The organism is Planobispora rosea, assembly GCF_014648175.1.
In the GTDB taxonomy this organism is placed as follows: Bacteria; Actinomycetota; Actinomycetes; order Streptosporangiales; family Streptosporangiaceae; genus Planobispora; species Planobispora rosea.
The window spans coordinates 143341-159278 of record NZ_BMQP01000004.1; the positions used below are offsets into that span (position 1 = coordinate 143341).

Sequence of the window (15938 nt, forward strand, 5' to 3'; positions counted from 1 at the left end):
GGACGCACGGCGAGAGCGTACCGTTCCCGCTCACTCCCCGGCGCGTATCCGCACCGCGGGCGGGGTCGTTCCGGTGGGCGGGACCTTCTTGCTCTTCAACGCGAACGTCATCACTTTCTTGAACACGGGGGCGGCGATCTCCCCACCGTAGTGGCCCTCGCGGGGGTCCTGGATCACCGCCAGGACCACCAGGCGCGGCTTGTCGGCCGGGGCGAAGCCGACGAAGGTCGCGGTGTAGCCGCAGTACCCCTGGCAGGCGGCGTCGTAGCGCATCGCGGTACCGGTCTTGCCGGCCACCCGGTACCCGTCGATCGCGGCCAGCGTGCCGGTGCCGCCCTCGCTCACCGCGGCCTCCAGCATCGTGGTGACCTCCCTGGCGGTGCGTTCGCCGACCACCCGCGTCCGCTTGCCCGGCGCCGCCGGCACGAACACGTCCTTGTCGTCGGTGGTGCCCGCCACGATGGACGGGGTGACCCGCACCCCGCCGTTGGCGATGGTCTGGTAGACGCTGGCCGTCTGGAGCGCGGTGACCGAGACGCCCTGCCCGTAGGCGATCGTGCAGCGCTGGCTGCCGAGCCAGTCCTTCCACGACGGCAGCAGCCCGGCCTCCTCCCCGTAGAAGCCCGCCCCCGGCTTGGACCCGAACCCGAAGCGCTGGAGCATCTCGTGGAGCTTGCGGTCCCCCACCTTCTGGGCGGCGAGGATGGTGCCCACGTTGCTGGAGGTGGCGACCACGCCGGAGAAGGTCAGCCGCTCGGTGGGGTGCGGGTGCGAGTCCCGCAGCACCTGGTCGGCGCACCGGATCTCGTCCTTCACCGTGAACACCGTCTCGGGCCGTACGGCCCCCGACTCCAGGGCGGCGGCGGCGGTGATGACCTTGTTCGTGCTGCCGGGCTCGAACACGTCGGCCACGGCCCGGTTGACCCAACCCTCCGCCGGGGTCTTCTCCCAGTTCTTCAGGTCCAGCTCGGGGGCGTTGGCGGCGGCCAGCACCTGCCCTGTCTGCACGTCCATCACGATGACGCTGCCGGTACGGGCGCCGGTGGCCTTCACCTGCTCGCCGATCGCCTGCTGCGCGGCCCACTGGATGTCCCGGTCGATGGTGAGCCGCACGTCACGGCCGGCCACCGGGGTCTGGCGGGTGGTGCGGGTCATCGGGATCCGCTCGCCGTCGCGGCCGGTCTCCATGATCTGCTCGCCGTCGCGTCCGGCCAGCAGCTTGTTGTGGAGCAGCTCCATGCCGCTCAGCCCGTAGCCGTCGTCGCCGACGAAGCCGATCAGGCTGCCGGCGAGGTCGCCTCCGGGGTAGTCCCTGAGGTACCTGTGCTCGCTCCCGACGCCCTTGAACTTGTGCGCCAGCACCTTGCGCGCCACCGCCGGGTTGACGGTCCCCACCGGGACGTAGCGCTTGGCGGGATCGGAGAGCTTGGCCGTGATCTGTTCCTTCGGCACGCCGAGCTCCGCGGCCAGCGTCGCCGCCACCTTCTCGCGCTCGGCGGGCACGACCACCCCGGGGTCGAGGAAGATCTCGCGCGCCTCGACCGTCAGGGCGAGCTCGTGCCCGTTGACGTCGGTGATCGAGCCGCGCCGCGCGGGGATCTTCTCCTCCTGGACGCGCCGCTCGGCCGCCTCCGCCACGTACACCTTGGAGTCCAGACCCTGGAGCTGGACCAGGCGCCCGGCGAAGATGGACAGCACGAAGGTCATGGCGATCAGGCCGATGTGGATCCGCCTGTTGGGGTTGCCCAGGCGCAGCACCGCGGGCGGGCGCGGCGCCCGGGGCGGCTGGGGGTGCCGCGGGGGGCGCGGCGGCCTGCCGCCCGCCCCGCCGTCTCCGCCGTCCCCGCGCCGCGGCCGCGCGGGGCCGCGCCCGCCCGCGGACCGCGGCGTGCCCGGGCGCGGCCTCTCCGGGCGCGGCTCCTCGGACTGCGGCCTCTCGGGGCGCGACGCCTCGGAACGCGGCCTCTCAGAGCGCGGCTTTCCGGGACGCGGCTCCTCGGACCGCGACCCCTCGGGCCGCGGCCTTGCGGGCGCTGCGGAGCGTGCCGTCCCCTCGTCGCGACCCGGCCGCGCGCTCGTCCCCTTACCCGGCCGCCCGCTCCCGTCGGCCCGGCCCTGTCCCGTGCTCCCGTCCGCGCGACCGGGCCTGCCCGGCTCCCTGCCCGGCCGCCCGGTCCCGTCCGCACGGCCCGGCCGCGCCGTTCCGTCCGCACGGCCCGGCCGTCGCGGACCTCCCGAACCGCCGTACCCGCCCGGGGATCGCGGCCGTCCCGTGCCCGGCGAGCCCGGCAGGCCGGACCTGCCCGTGCCCTCCGGGCCGTCCGGGCGCCCCTGCCGGTCCGCGCCGCCGGGCCTTGCCTGTCCTTCGGGGCGGCCGGACCCCTCGGGGCGGCCCGGACCACGACGGCCGGAACCCCCGCGGCCGGACCCCGGACCGCGGCCACCGCTGTCCTTCACTGGTTCGCGCCCGGCGCCCGCTCTTGCCCGCCGGGCATCCGGACGTCGTCGGTGACCGGGTTACCGGCGGAGCTCCCCGGGTCGAACGGATCGACGGAGTCCCAGGCGCGCAGCTTGCCGCGGCCCTCGGCGTCCCTGGCGATGGCGCCGGGCATCTCCGCGCGCCTGTTGCCGTCCTCCAGCAGTTCCTTCTCCTGGGTCAGCTTGGTGATGTCGTTGCCCAGGTCGCGTTCCCGGAAGGATCCCTGGGCCAGGACGGTGTTGAGCAGCAGCAGCGTGACCAGCCCGCCGCAGAGCAGGCCGACCAGGAGCAGGACGAAGGGAGCGCGCGGCGCGCGGCCCCGGCGGGGCGCCGGGACCGGGGTGCGGGATTCGGCCGGGGCGCGGAGCGCGGCCGGAGGCTGAGCCGTGACGGGGCCCGGAACCGCGGGCCGGGCGGCCGGCTCGGCCTCGACCGGCCTGGGCCTGCGCCTCGGCGGCGTCGCGCGGGGAACGCGCGCGGGCCGTACGCCGCGGCCGGGAACGGCGCGACGGACGTCTGACTCACTCCTCGTCAACTGCCTCACGGATCCTCTCTACTGCCCTGCATCGGGCGGAGGCCGCCCGCGGGTTGCGGGCCACCTCCTCCTCACCCGGGAGTTCTGCCCCCCTCGTCACGTGGGCGAACCGCGGCTGGTGAGCCGGGAGCGGGACGGGCAGGCCGGGAGGGCCGGTGTCCCTGGTCCGCGCCGTGAAGACCTGCTTGGTCATGCGGTCTTCGAGGGAGTGGTAGGCGAGCACGACGGCGCGGCCGCCGAGCGTCAGCGCGTCGAGCGCGGCGGGCAGTGCGCGTTCCAGTGCCGTCAACTCCGCGTTCACCTCGATTCGCAACGCCTGAAAAGTCCTTTTTGCGGGGTTTCCCCCAGTTCTCCGCGTAGCTGCGGGAATCGCCGTCCGGACGATCTCCGCAAGCCTCTTGGTCGACGTTATGGCTTCCTTGCCCCGTTCCTTTGCTATTAGGTGCGCGACACGCGGGGCGAATCTTTCTTCGCCGTAATCCCGCAGGATCCGGATCAGCTCTCCCACGGGGTAGGTGTTGACAACGATCTCCGCGGTCAGCTCCTCGTCCCGGTCCATCCGCATGTCCAGCGGCGCGTCGTAGGAGTAGGCGAAGCCGCGCTCGGCCTCGTCGAGCTGGGGCGAGGAGACGCCCAGGTCGAACAGGGCTCCGTCGATCCGGGGCCGGCCGGCCTCGGCCAGCACCTCGGGGAGCCTGTCCGAGACCGCGCGGACCAGGGTGGTCCGGTCGGCGTACGGCGCCAGCCGGGCCGCGGAGCGCTCGATCGCCGTGGGGTCGCGGTCGATCCCGATGAGGTGGAGCGAGGGGTGGGCCGCCAGCAGCGCCTCGGCGTGGCCGCCGAGGCCGAGGTTCGCGTCGACGAGGACGGGCTCGGGCCGGTCCAGCGCGGGCGCCAGCAGTTCGAGGACGCGGTCGAGCATCACGGGTATGTGGGCAGGGGCGCCGGCGGGGACGTCACCGCCCGGAACCCGGAGATCAGACATGTCCTTCTCGGCGCGCATCGCAGCGCCCCCCTCTCGCCGCCTCGCTCGCGGATGTGCGGCGGACGCTCATCGGTACGTTGGAGCCTTTTTCCTGACGTGGACCTCAGTCCAGCGCCTGTTTTTCAGAAGCAGACCCTAGAGGACCGCGCGTCACACGCGACGCGGCGCCGTCCGGGCGCCGCGCGGCAGAGTAGGCGGTTGACAGAAGGTCGCCAGAAAGGCTCTCACCGGCCCCCACTCCGGGCCGTCCGGCCAGGTCCCCATCCGCACCCGCTTGTCCGCTCGTCCACCTGACACCGGGGAAGGTGCATCAGCTGGCATGCGGCTGGTTGCGGGTGGAGACCTCGCCGAACGACGTTCACCGATAAGTCGACCGTGAAATCACAGAATCCCTGGCAGCACCTCCTCCGACAGATCGGCGAACGCCTGCTCTTGGTCGGCCAGATAGGTGTCCCAGGCCTGCGCGTCCCAGATCTCCAACCGGGTGTTGGCTCCGATGACCACGCAGTCACGGCGCAGGCTGGCGTATTCACGCAGAGCCTGCGGAATGGTGACACGCCCCTGCTTGTCGGCGACCTCGTCGGACGCGCTGGCGAAGAAGACACGGCTGTAGTCACGGACCGCCTTGGCGGTCACCGGCGCCGTGCGCAGGGCCTCGGTGATGCGCCTGAACTCCTCTACGGGAAAGACGTAGAGGCAGCGCTCCTGGCCTTTGGTGATCACCAGACCCTCCGCCAGCTCCTCACGGTACTTCGCCGGCAGGAACAGCCGTCCCTTGTCGTCGAGGCGCGGATGATGGGTGCCGAGGAACACCGGACCCACCTCCCGTGCCTAGCGGAGCGCTCAGCGCTACAGCCTCTGCCCTCCACTGCGCACCACCATACTCCACTTCTCTCCACCGTCAACTGATTCCAACCGTGTTCACGCGCGAATCGACCGATATTTCCCCAGTTCAGGAGGGGTGGTGCAGAGTGGGGCAGGCAACGGCCCCCGGTGCTGGACTGGCGTGTCGGAAGGCCCCCTCCACGACGGACGATCATGAGGGATCACCCCCCGTCCGGGACGCTCCGCGGACGGCCCGGCGGGAGCCCCGGAAGCGGGGCCCGGAAGCGGGGCCCGGAAGCGGGGCCCGGAAGCGGGACGGATCGGCGGGGAGGAGACGCGGTGGAGGGAAGCGGTGGAGCTGAGTGGTGGAGGGAAGCGGTGGAGCTGAGTGGAGCGCGGACCACCGCGGGCCCCCGCTGACCACGGAATCTCACGGAATCCGTACATCCGCCGCGAGATAATGCGACGAACATGCCGCACACTGTGGCATGTTCATCCACAAAACAGCCATGATGCCGCATAAAGTCGCCCTGGAACCCGTGGCGACGTAGTGTCGGTACTCACAATGGGATAGGGGCCACCCAGGTCCCGCTTGAGTTGATATGTACCCCCCGGCGCGCCCCGCCGCACCTTCATGGAGGCCTGGTGGCAGTAACCCATGACGTCCCCCCTCGGCTCGACGATCTGGTCGCCACCGCGCACCGGATCCGCGAGGCGATCGAATCGGTGATCGAGGGCAAGGGCGACGTCGTCCGCCTGACTCTGACCGTCCTGCTCGCCGAGGGGCACCTCCTCATCGAGGACGTGCCCGGCGTCGGGAAGACGATGCTCGCCAAGGCGCTGGCACGATCCATCGACTGCCCCGTGCGCCGTGTCCAGTTCACCCCCGACCTGCTGCCCAGCGACATCACCGGAGTGAGCGCCTACAACCAGCAGACCCGGGAGTTCGAGTTCAAGCCCGGACCGGTGTTCGCCAACATCGTGGTCGGCGACGAGATCAACAGGGCCTCCCCCAAGACGCAGTCGGCCCTGCTGGAGTGCATGGAGGAGCACCAGGTCACCGTCGACGGGACGACCTACCGGCTCGACGCCCCCTTCATGGTGATCGCCACCCAGAACCCCATCGAGATGGAGGGCACCTACCCCCTCCCCGAGGCGCAGCGCGACCGCTTCACCGCGCGGATCGCGATGGGCTACCCCGAACCCGCCGCCGAGCTGGAGATGCTCGACGTGCACGGCGCCGCCTCCCCGATCGACAAGCTGGAGCCGGTGGCCACCACCGCCGAGGTCAAGGCCCTGATCGAGGCGGTCCGCGCGATTTACGTCTCCCAGGCGATCAAGCGGTACGCGATCGACCTGGTGACCGCCACCCGGCACTCCCCCGACCTGCGGCTCGGCGCCTCCCCGCGCTCGACCCTGCAGCTCGTCCGCGCCGCCCGGGCGCACGCGGCGCTCGCCGGGCGCGACTACGTCATCCCCGACGACCTGCAGGCCCTGTGCGTCCCCGTCCTCGCCCACCGCCTGCTCCCCAGCGTCGAGGCCCAGGGCCAGCGCCGCCTGCCCGAGCAGGTGATCAACGACCTGGTCCGCCGGGTGCCCGTCCCCGAGGCGCAGGCCCGATGAGCGGGCGCCGCGCCGGGGCGGCGGCCGCCGTCCCGCCGGGCGGGGCGGTGACGTGATGTCGGGTTTGAGAGCGCTCACCACCCGCGGCCGCTCCTTCATCGGCTCCGGCCTCGCCGCGCTGATGTGCGCGTTCTTCCTGGGCGAGCACGACCTGCTGCGGGTGGGGGTGCTCATCGTCTCCCTGCCCCTGCTCGCGGCCATGGTGGTGGCCCGGACCCGCTACCGGCTCAGTTGCGCGCGGCGCCTCGACCCGCCCCGGGCGGAGGCCGGCAGCGAGGCCACGGTGACCCTCCGGCTGGAGAACGTGACCCGGCTGCCCACCGGCCTGCTGATGATCGAGGACACCGTCCCCTACGCGCTCGGCGCCCGCCCCAGGTTCGTCCTGGACCGGGTGGAGCCCCGCGGCATCCGGGAGATCGACTACCGGGTCCGCTCCGACCTGCGCGGCAGGTTCGTCATCGGCCCGCTCTCGATCCGGATCGGCGACCCCTTCGGCCTGGTCGAGCTGACCCGGTCGTTCACCGTGAGCGACACCCTGGTGGTGACCCCGCAGGTGGTGCCGCTGCCCCACGTCCGCCTGTCCGGCGAGTGGACGGGCGGGGGCGACAGCCGTACCCGGAGCGTGGCCGCCGCGGGCGACGACGACGTCGCGCCGCGCGAGTACCGGCAGGGCGACGACCTGCGGCGGGTGCACTGGCGCTCGACCGCCAGGCACGGGGAGCTGATGGTCCGCCGCGAGGAGCAGCAGTGGCAGAGCCGGGGCGCGCTCCTGCTGGACACGCGGCGGTACGCGCACCGGGGCGAGGGGCCGCGCTCCTCCTTCGAGACGGCGGTCTCGGCCGCGGCCTCGATCGGCGTGCACCTGGCCCGTGAGGGGCTGGGACTGCGGCTGGTCACCGACCAGGGCCCCGAGCACCTGACCGACAGCGGGCTGAGCTGGTCGCTGCTGGACACCCTCGCGGTGGTGCGGACCAGTTCGGCGCGGTCGCTGGAGTACGGCGTCGCCGCCCTGCGCCAGGGCGGCGGCGACGGGCTGATCGTGGCCGTGCTGGGCGGCGTCACCGTCGAGGACGCGCAGAACCTCGCCCGGATCCGGCACGGCAACATGACCGGTGTGGCCGTCATGCTGGACGTGGCGGGCTGGGAGCGGCCCGACCTCCGGGACGGGCAGGAGTACCAGGCGGCGCAGGCGGCACTCGCCGGAGCGGGCTGGCGCATCGTACGGCTCCCCGCCGGCGCCTCGATCGCGAGCGTGTGGCCGGCCGCCGCGCAGCGCGGGAGATTCGCACTCAGCGGGGGTGGAGGCTCATGAGACTTCCCATAGCGGCGGGCGCGGCCACCGGAGCGGTCGCCATCACCCTCTACCCCCTGTTCCAGGGGGGCGCCTGGTTCTGGGCGAGCCTCGGGGTCATCCTCGTGGTCACCGGGGTCGGCGTGCTGGCCACCCGCTACACGCTGCCGACCTGGCTGGCGCCCCTCGCCCAGCTGCTCGCGGTCTGGATCTACCTGACGGCGGTGTTCACCGGGGACGAGGCCTGGGCCCGGGTGGTGCCCACCAAGGAGTCGCTCTTCGGCCTGGCCAAGCTGGTGGTCCTCGGTTTCGACGACATCCAGCGCTTCGCCGTACCCGTCCCGGACAACCCAGGCATCGTCCTGCTGACCTGCGGCGGCATCGGGATGATAGCGATCATGGTCGACTTCTGCTCCGCCCGCCTGCGGCGGAGCGCGCTGGCCGGATTGCCGCTGCTGTCGTTGTTCGTGGTCCCCGCCTCCTTCCTCAGCGACCCGCTCAGCTGGGTGGCGGTGATCATCGGCGCGCTGGGGTTCCTGGGGCTGCTGGCCGCCGACGGGCAGGAGCGGGTCAGCCACTGGGGCCGGGCGGTGCTGGTGCGCCGGACCCCGTCCTTCGTCGCGCCCCGTCCCGCCGCGGACCCCGGGACGCTGCGGTTGTCGGGCAAGCGGGTCGGCTTCACCGCGATCGCGCTGGCCATCCTGCTGCCGTCCCTGCTGCCCACCCTGGAGCCCGACCCGCTGTTCGGGTTCGGCGTGGGCAACGGCAACGGCAAGGGCGGCAACTCCATCAGCGTCCCCAACCCGATCGTCAACCTGCGGGGCGAGCTCTCGCTGCCGGCCAACTCCACCGTCCTGACCTACAGCAGCAGTGACAACCTCCCGCGCTACCTGCGGCTCTACTCGCTGGACAACTTCGACGGCGAGCAGTGGACGATGCCGGAGACCCGGGGCCGCCCCGACGACCTGATCTCCGACGGGCCGCTGCCCCCGCCCCCCGGCCAGGGCCCGAGTGTGCCCACCTCCCCGGTGAACCTTGAGATCACGGTGAGCGAAGAGGTCAGGAACATGAACTTCCTGCCCCTGCCGTACCCGGCGAGCCGGATCCGGATCGAGGGTGACTGGAGGCCCGACCGGGACACCCTGATGGTCTTCTCCACCAGGGACACCGCCGGGGGCCTCACCTACCAGGTGGTCAGCCAGGAGCCCCGGCCCGAGGCCGAGCAGCTCAAGGACGCCGGGCCCGTCCCGCAGGCGATCGCGCAGAGGTACCTGGCCCTGCCCGAGAACCTCCCCCGTGAGGTCGCCGACAAGGCCAGGGAGGTCACCGAGGCGGGCGACACCCCCTACGAGAAGGCCGTCAAGCTTCAGGAGTTCTTCACCACCACGGGCGGGTTCAGCTACACGCTGGCCACGCAGGGCCACGACGGACCGGCGCTGACGGACTTCCTGCTCAACAGCCGGGCCGGGTACTGCGAGCAGTTCGCCGCCGCGATGGCGGTGCTGGCGCGGGTCGTGGACATCCCCTCCCGGGTCGCCATCGGCTACACCGGCGGCACCAACGTCTCCGGGCGGTGGAACGTCCGCACGCACGACTCGCACGCCTGGCCCGAGCTCTACTTCGAGGGGGCGGGCTGGCTGCGCTTCGAGCCCACCCCGTCCGGCCCCGCCGGGCAGGGCACCGCGGCGCGTCCGGCCTACACCCTGCCGGAGCTCCCCACCGCCGGGAGCGACGAGCCCACCTCGCAGCCCAGCGCCGGCCCCACCGGATCGGACACGCCCACCGGCGCGGCGACCAACCCGCGCAACCCCTTGCTCGACCGGGACTTCGGCGGTGCGCCAATCGTGGTGGACGAGGGCATGCCGATGGCCGCCAAGATCGGCATCGGCGCCGTGTTCGCGCTACTCCTCCTCCTGATCCCCGCGATTCTCCGCTGGGAGAAGCGCGCACGCCGCCGCCGCGTCTACTCGCGCCCGGCGGTGGTCGTCGAGCCCGCCGCCCAGGGCGGCGGGCAGGACACCGGCCTCGTGGCGGTCAGGAGCAACCGGGGGCAGGCCGGGGTGACGGCCGCCTGGGCCGAGTTCGACGACGCCCTGTGCGACTACGGCATATCCCGCGAGCCCAGCGAGAGTCCCCGGGCGCTGGCCCGGCGCCTGAGCGAGCGGTACGAGTTCGCCCCGGAGGCCGCGGCGTCCATGGCGAAACTGGCCGAGGCGGTGGAGCGGATGCTCTTCGCCCGGACGCCGGCCGAGACCGGTTCGCTCCGCGAGGACGTCCGGCTGGTACGGCGGGCGCTGGCCGCCACCGTGTCACGCGGCAGGAGGATCCGGGCGGTGCTGCTGCCGCCCTCCACGCTGCTGCGGGCGCGGAGGCTGGGCGCCCGGGTGCTCGACGGCTTCGACCGGCTGGAGAACATCCGGATCAGTCGTCCCGCCCGCAGGAACGCGTGAGGGAGCCCGCGGGGCTCCCGGGAAGATCATCCAGAGGGGACGGGAAGAGGGGGCCCGGCGAGAGCCGGGCCCCCTCTCCGTCCGTGCGGCGGGTCCCCCGAGGCGCCGGCCCGACCCGCGACCGGTGACGGCTCCGCAGCCGCTCCTTCGTCCTCCGGGGGCGCCTTCTCCGTCCTTCGGGGACGTCTTCGGAGGGCTGGGGACTTTTGTCCCCGAACGCCTTCACGGTCCCCTGAGCCTTTACGGGCTCGCCGGAAGAAACACGTGGCGGATCGCACGAGCCGCCCCCGGCTGGGGACGGCTCACGTCATGATCGGCGAGTCCGGGAGCGCCGGCAGGAGGTCAGCGCTCGTCGTGACGACGGCGCCAGCGCTCCTCCATCCGCTCCATGAACCCGGGCCGGGAGCCGCCGGCGCGGCGTCCCTGCCCACCATCCGGACGCGCGGACGGCCCGGTGGTCTCACCGAACCCGTTCATCCGCTTCCAGCTGGATAGACCCCACAAACACGCGGCGAGCATGACCACGAAACCGCCGACGCCGAGCGGGATGAGTTGAATCACAACGCCGACCATCAACAGGACGACGCCCAGGACGAAGCCGAGGGAGGCCTTGACCAGGCGGCGCTTGTAGTGACTGCGTGGATCACTGATCCTGACGGTATTGGCCCACTTCGGGTCCTCGGCGTAGAGGGCCTGCTCGATCTGGTCGAGCAGGCGCTGCTCGTGCTCAGAGAGCGGCACGGCGCCTCCCAAGGACGGCCCCAGGACGGGGAAGACGGTGACGGACGACACGGGGTGTCCGAACCTCGCGGTCGGTTATCCCCAGAATACGAGGCTGTAGACGTAGACGAAAGAAAACGTCCAACGTAGTCCAAACCGGAGGCGACGTCATGGGTCCATTCCATCAAACGGAGGAGGGACGAGCGAGGCCGGGAGCACGACGTCCCGGCCGAATCTCCGGGCGGCCCGGTCCATCGCCCGCTCGGCCTCGCGCCAGCCGGACTCGCGCTCCCCGAGGCTGAGCTGCCGGGCCACCTCGTCGGCCGGGAGCAGGTTCTCCACCCGCACCCCCACCAGCCGAAGTGCCGTGTTTTCCAGGCCTGAGGCGGCGTAGAGATCGCAGGCGGCCGCGTAGAGCTCCTGGGCGACGTCGGTGGGCTCCCGCAACGTCCGCGACCGGGAGAGAGTCGTGAAGTCGGCACGGCGGAGCTTGACGATCACCGTGCGACCGGCGTGGCCCCCCGCCCTCAGCCGGGCGGCGACCCGCTCCGACAGCCGGAGGATCTCCCGGCGGATCCGCACTGGATCTTCAATATCTGTGACGAATGTCTCCTCCGCGCCGATGCTCTTGTCCGGCGCGTGCGGCGTCACCCGGCGCTCGTCGCGGCCCCAGGCGAGGGCCGCCAGATGGGTGCCGGCCGCGGGGCCGAGCTCGCGCCTGAGGGTCTCCACAGGGGTCCGCGCGAGGTCGCCCACGCTCCTGATCCCGAGCCGCGCCAGGGACCGCTCCGTGCGCTCCCCGACGCCCCACAGGGCCGCCACCGGCAGCGGGTGCAGGAACTCGACCGCCTTCGCCGCGGGGACGACGAGCAGACCGTCGGGCTTGCAGTGCTGCGAGGCGAGCTTGGCCACGAACTTGGTGCTCGCCACCCCGACCGAGCAGGTGATGCCGTGTTCCGCGGCGACCCTGGCGCGGATCATGGCGGCGATCGCGGCGGGGCGGCCGAGCCGCTTGCGCGCCCCCGCGACGTCGAGGAAGGCCTCGTCGGAGGCTATCGGCTCCACCTCGGGAGTGATCTCATGGAAGATCTCCATGACGCGGCGGGAGACCTCCGTGTACTTCCCGCGGCTCGGCGGGATGATCACGGCCTGGGGGCAGAGCCGGCGGGCCCGGGTCATGGGCATCGCCGAGTGCACCCCGAACCTCCTGGCCTCGTAGGTCGCGCTGAGCACCACGCCGCGGGCGCCGGGCGCGCCGATGATGACGGGCGCACCCGCCAGCTCCGGGCGCTCCCGCAGCTCGACGCTGGCGAAGAAGGCGTCCATGTCCACGTGGAGGATGGGACAGCCTGTGTCGTCGTCACCCAGGTCCGAACCCGGGCGCGGCACCTGCTGTTTTCTTGACACGGCGCCATCCTATGCGAACGCACGTTCGACGCAAGCCTCATCGGTGGCCGAGAATGTGCAGCTGAGCTGCGATGTCCCGCAGGACCGGATGCTCCGCCGCCGCCTGCTCCAGCGCGATCAGGGCGCTCGCCGCCCCCGGCTCGCCGTCGAGCAGCCTGCTCGGCACCAGGTCCGCGAAGATCCGCACCCCGTGCGTCTCCCCGGGCGTGAACCCGGTGGCCGCCAGGAGCTCGGTCAGCTCCTCGCGCGTGAAGCGCCGGGGCGTGGGATCCCGGTCGCCCCAGCGTCCCCGGGGGTCGGTGAGGACCTGGCGGGCCTCGTCGAACCGCCCGGTGGCCGCGCGGTGCAGCGCGGCGGCGAGCGGACCGGCGGCCAGCACGCTGACCGTGCCGCCCTCGCGCAGCAGGCCGCCCATCGCGGCCAGGGCGCTGACGGGATCGTCCACGTACTCCAGAACGCTGTGGCAGAGCACCAGGTCGGCCGAGCCCGCGGGGAGGAGCTCTCCCAGGTCGGCGGCGTCACCCTGGAGCGCCCGCACCCGCACCCCGGCCTCGGCGGCCCGGCGCTCCAGCGCGGCCAGCGAGTCGGGGCTGGGATCGACGACCGTGACGGCGTGCCCCAGCTCGGCCAGCGGAACGGCGAACCCCCCGGTTCCGCCTCCGGCGTCGACGATGTCGAGCCGTCCGCGGCCGGTCGCGGCCACCCGGCCGGCCAGCACTGTCCGCAGGACGTCCCAGACCACGGCGGTACGGACCGCCGGGGCGCCTGATGTGCGTGAGAGGCCTACGGCGTGCAACTTCGGATCGCCTCCTCGTTCGGTGACGAGCCCAGCTTACGCCGCGCGGCGCCCCGCCGCCCCGGGGCGGATCACCTTGGGGACCGGGACGGGTCCCCGAGGGAGCCCGGAGCCCGACACCCCCGGGAACCGCCGCCGGACTCGGGACATGCTTCCTGGATCCTCCACCGTGGCGGCCGCGACGGGTCCGGGGCGGATCCGTACGGGCGCGGAGATCGCGGCGGGCGAGAAAGATCCAGGAGAACGCGCCCTACAGCGCCAGGGACGGCTTGAGCTGCTTGAACCGGGCCAGCAGGCCGTTGACGAACTGCGGCGACTCGTCCGTCGACAGCTCCGAGGCCAGGCCGACCCACTCGCTGATGACGACGCCCTCGGGGACGTCGGGCATCCAGAGCAGCTCGTAGGTGCCGCCGCGGAGCAGGTTGCGGTCGACCGCGGGCATGCGGTCGAGCGTCCAGCCCTCGGCGTAGGTGGTGATCAGCTCGTCGATGCGGGCCCGATGGCGGCACACGCCCTCGACGAGGGTCGCGGTGTACTCGTTGACCGGGGGTTCTTTCCGCTCCAGGCGCTCGGTGAGGACCCGCAGCGGGTCCTCACCTCGCGCCTCGGCCTCGAACAGGATGTCCAGCGCGCGCCTGCGCGCCTTACCCCGTGCTGACATCAGGCGCGGCCGAGGTAGTCGCCGGTGCGGGTGTCGACCTTGACCTTCTCGCCCGTCGTGATGAACAGCGGGACCTTGATCTCCGCTCCGGTCTCCAGCTTGGCCGGCTTGGTGCCGCCGGTGGAGCGGTCGCCCTGCAGGCCCGGCTCGGTCTCGGCGATGATCAGCTCGACGGCCGCGGGCAGGTCGACGTAGAGCACGTTGCCCTCGTTGACCGCCACGGTGGCGAGCATGTTCTCCAGGAGGTAGTTGGCGGCGTCGCCGACCGCGGCCCGGGAGACGTGGAGCATGTCGTAGGTCTCGGTGTCCATGAAGACGAACTCGTCGCCGTCCATGTAGGAGAACTGCATCTCACGCTTGTCGACGTTGGCCACCTCGACCTTGACGCCCGCGTTGAAGGTCTTGTCGACGACCTTGCCGGACATCACGTTCTTCAGCTTGGTGCGCACGAACGCGCCACCCTTGCCGGGCTTGACGTGCTGGAACTCCACAACCGTCCAGAGCTCACCGCCCTCGAGCTTGAGCACAAGGCCGTTTTTGAGGTCGTTCGTCGTCGCCACTGGTTTCTCCTGCGTACGGCCGCTCTTTAAAGGACAAGCAGCTCTTTGGTCGTCCGTGTGAGGAGCTCCGGTCCGTCCTGACGCGTCACGAGTGTGTCCTCGATGCGGACACCGCCCCTGCCCGGCAGGTAGACCCCGGGCTCAACGGTGACCGGAACTCGATCGTCAAGTCTACCGTGCTCCCGCCCGGGCTCCGGCGTCGCCGGGGACAGGAACGGTTCCTCGTGGATCTCGAGCCCGACCCCGTGGCCCAGGCCGTGGCTGAACTGCTCGCCGTACCCCGCCGCGGCGATCACGTCGCGGGCCGCCGAATCCACCTCACAGGTCGCGGTGCCGGGCCGTACGGCGTGCCGGCCCGCGCGCTGGGCGGCGCGGACCAGCTCGTACAGCTCGCGCTGCCATGCGTCGGGCTCACCGATCGCCACCGTCCGGGTCATGTCGGCGTGGTAGCCCTCGTACAGCGCCCCGAAGTCCATCGTGACCAGGTCGCCGCGCTCCAGCGGCCGGGTGGTCGGCATGTGGTGCGGCACGGAGCCGTTGGGGCCGGACGCCACGATCGTGGCGAAGGCGGGCTTGTCGGCGCCCAGCTCCGTCATCCGCGCCTCCAGCGCCCTGGCGACCTCCCGCTCGGTCACCCCGGGCCGCAGCGCGGGCAGCACGTCGGCGAAGGCCTGGTCGGTGAGGGCGCACGCGGTGCGGATCAGCTCGATCTCGGCCTCGTCCTTGATCCGGCGCACCGACTCCACCAGCCCGGTGAGCCGGATCAGGTCCGCCCCCGACTCCTCGCCGAGGCGGAAGTAGTCGGCGACGGGCATCTGGTGGGCCTCGACGGCGACCCGGGACGCGCGGGTGACGAGGGCGCCGGCCACATCGCGCTGCTCGACCACTTCGATGTCCCCGCAGAGCGCCCGGGCGGTCTCGGCGTAGCGGGAGTCGGTGGCGAGGGCGGCCTCGCCGCCGGCGGTGACGAGCACGGCCGCGTTGGAGCTGACCAGGCCGGTCAGGTAGCGGACGTTGACGGCGCGGGTGACCAGGATCGCATCCGCCTCGTGAGCGGGGAGCAGTGCCGCGAGACGCTCGCGGCGCCCGGCGTGGGTGCCGGACCGGGTGCCCGAAGGGGTGGAGGTCATGGCTGAATGCTATTGACCATGCCGTCGTGTGTCGTCATCTGCACGGCCGGGGTCTCGGCCGGCCGGCGGCCACGAGATCGCCTCCACGCGCAGGCCTCCGGCCGGATCCCGGGCGGGACGGTCAGTAGTCGCCCTCGGCGGCCTGGACCACGGTCAGCCCGAGGGAACGCCACATCGCCACCACCCGCGCCCGGTCCTCGATGACCGCCGCGACCTCCCGGTGGGCGAAGTGCTCCCGGTAGACCTCGGCCTTGAAGACGGTGTCGGGGCGGCGGTCGCCGTCCGGCCTCAGCCACAGCCCCTCGGCGGCGTCGAAGTGCCCGGGATGGGCGCGCAGCCAGCGCTCGGTGGCCCGGCGGGTGCGCTCGGGCCGGCCCGACACGTAGGCGATGGGATGACCGGCGAGGATGAGCGCCCGGACGATCGCCACGACGGGAAGAACGGAGCAGCTCGGCCTTGCCTGATCCGGCATGACG

Annotated in this window: 14 protein-coding genes; 3 read left to right on the forward strand and 11 right to left on the reverse strand. The window is 72.3% G+C overall.

The window, feature by feature from the left end:
• Nucleotides 1-30: 30 nt before the first annotated feature.
• The 4 genes from IEZ08_RS05375 to mraZ form a co-directional block, all read right to left on the reverse strand.
• Nucleotides 31-1758: a peptidoglycan D,D-transpeptidase FtsI family protein gene (locus IEZ08_RS05375; RefSeq protein ID WP_068922694.1), complete on the reverse strand. Its 1728-nt coding sequence runs from the start codon at nt 1756-1758 to the stop codon at nt 31-33.
• A gap of 695 nt (nt 1759-2453) precedes the next feature.
• A complete protein-coding gene (gene ftsL / locus IEZ08_RS05380) occupies nt 2454-3023 on the reverse strand; it encodes a cell division protein FtsL (protein WP_141703828.1) in 570 nt (189 codons plus the stop codon).
• The gene (gene rsmH / locus IEZ08_RS05385; protein WP_068928628.1) at nt 3001-3999 is read right to left on the reverse strand and encodes a 16S rRNA (cytosine(1402)-N(4))-methyltransferase RsmH; all 999 of its coding nucleotides are present in this window, start codon (nt 3997-3999) and stop codon (nt 3001-3003) included. The genes ftsL and rsmH overlap by 23 nt, the downstream gene beginning before the upstream one ends.
• Before the next feature lie 381 nt (nt 4000-4380).
• Nucleotides 4381-4812, reverse strand: coding sequence for a division/cell wall cluster transcriptional repressor MraZ (gene mraZ, locus IEZ08_RS05390; RefSeq protein WP_068922692.1), 432 nt, complete (start codon nt 4810-4812; stop codon nt 4381-4383).
• Nucleotides 4813-5469: 657 nt separating this feature from the next.
• On the opposite strand from mraZ, the gene IEZ08_RS05395 reads away from it, so the two are divergent.
• The 3 genes from IEZ08_RS05395 to IEZ08_RS05405 are packed head-to-tail and all read left to right on the forward strand — an operon-like array spanning nt 5470 to nt 10188.
• Nucleotides 5470-6447, forward strand: coding sequence for an AAA family ATPase (locus IEZ08_RS05395; protein WP_068922691.1), 978 nt, complete (start codon nt 5470-5472; stop codon nt 6445-6447).
• 55 nt (nt 6448-6502) lie between these two features.
• On the forward strand, nt 6503-7759 hold the full coding sequence (locus IEZ08_RS05400) for a DUF58 domain-containing protein (RefSeq protein ID WP_307815301.1): 1257 nt from the start codon (nt 6503-6505) through the stop codon (nt 7757-7759).
• Nucleotides 7756-10188 (forward strand): transglutaminase TgpA family protein, encoded by a 2433-nt coding sequence (locus IEZ08_RS05405; protein ID WP_189241779.1) that lies wholly within the window; start codon nt 7756-7758, stop codon nt 10186-10188. Before IEZ08_RS05400 ends, IEZ08_RS05405 begins: the two co-directional genes overlap by 4 nt.
• A 342-nt stretch (nt 10189-10530) precedes the next feature.
• Here IEZ08_RS05405 and IEZ08_RS05410 read toward each other — a convergent pair whose 3' ends face one another.
• From IEZ08_RS05410 to IEZ08_RS05440, 7 genes are all read right to left on the reverse strand, one after another.
• Nucleotides 10531-10929, reverse strand: coding sequence for an SCO2097 family morphological protein (locus IEZ08_RS05410; RefSeq protein WP_068928627.1), 399 nt, complete (start codon nt 10927-10929; stop codon nt 10531-10533).
• A 147-nt stretch (nt 10930-11076) separates the two neighbouring features.
• Nucleotides 11077-12315 (reverse strand): DNA polymerase IV, encoded by a 1239-nt coding sequence (locus tag IEZ08_RS05415; RefSeq protein ID WP_189241780.1) that lies wholly within the window; start codon nt 12313-12315, stop codon nt 11077-11079.
• A 37-nt stretch (nt 12316-12352) separates the two neighbouring features.
• Nucleotides 12353-13111 (reverse strand): methyltransferase domain-containing protein, encoded by a 759-nt coding sequence (locus IEZ08_RS05420; RefSeq protein ID WP_068922687.1) that lies wholly within the window; start codon nt 13109-13111, stop codon nt 12353-12355.
• Nucleotides 13112-13361: 250 nt separating this feature from the next.
• Complete coding sequence (gene nusB, locus IEZ08_RS05425; protein WP_068922686.1) at nt 13362-13772, reverse strand: transcription antitermination factor NusB; 411 nt, start codon at nt 13770-13772, stop codon at nt 13362-13364.
• Nucleotides 13772-14332: an elongation factor P gene (efp, locus tag IEZ08_RS05430; protein WP_068922685.1), complete on the reverse strand. Its 561-nt coding sequence runs from the start codon at nt 14330-14332 to the stop codon at nt 13772-13774. The genes nusB and efp overlap by 1 nt, the downstream gene beginning before the upstream one ends.
• Nucleotides 14333-14358: 26 nt before the next feature.
• Entirely contained in the window at nt 14359-15462 is a 1104-nt protein-coding gene (locus tag IEZ08_RS05435; protein ID WP_068922684.1) for a M24 family metallopeptidase, read from the reverse strand.
• 121 nt (nt 15463-15583) lie between these two features.
• Complete coding sequence (locus IEZ08_RS05440) at nt 15584-15934, reverse strand: phosphatase domain-containing protein (protein ID WP_141703826.1); 351 nt, start codon at nt 15932-15934, stop codon at nt 15584-15586.
• Between the last annotated feature and the right edge of the window lie 4 nt (nt 15935-15938).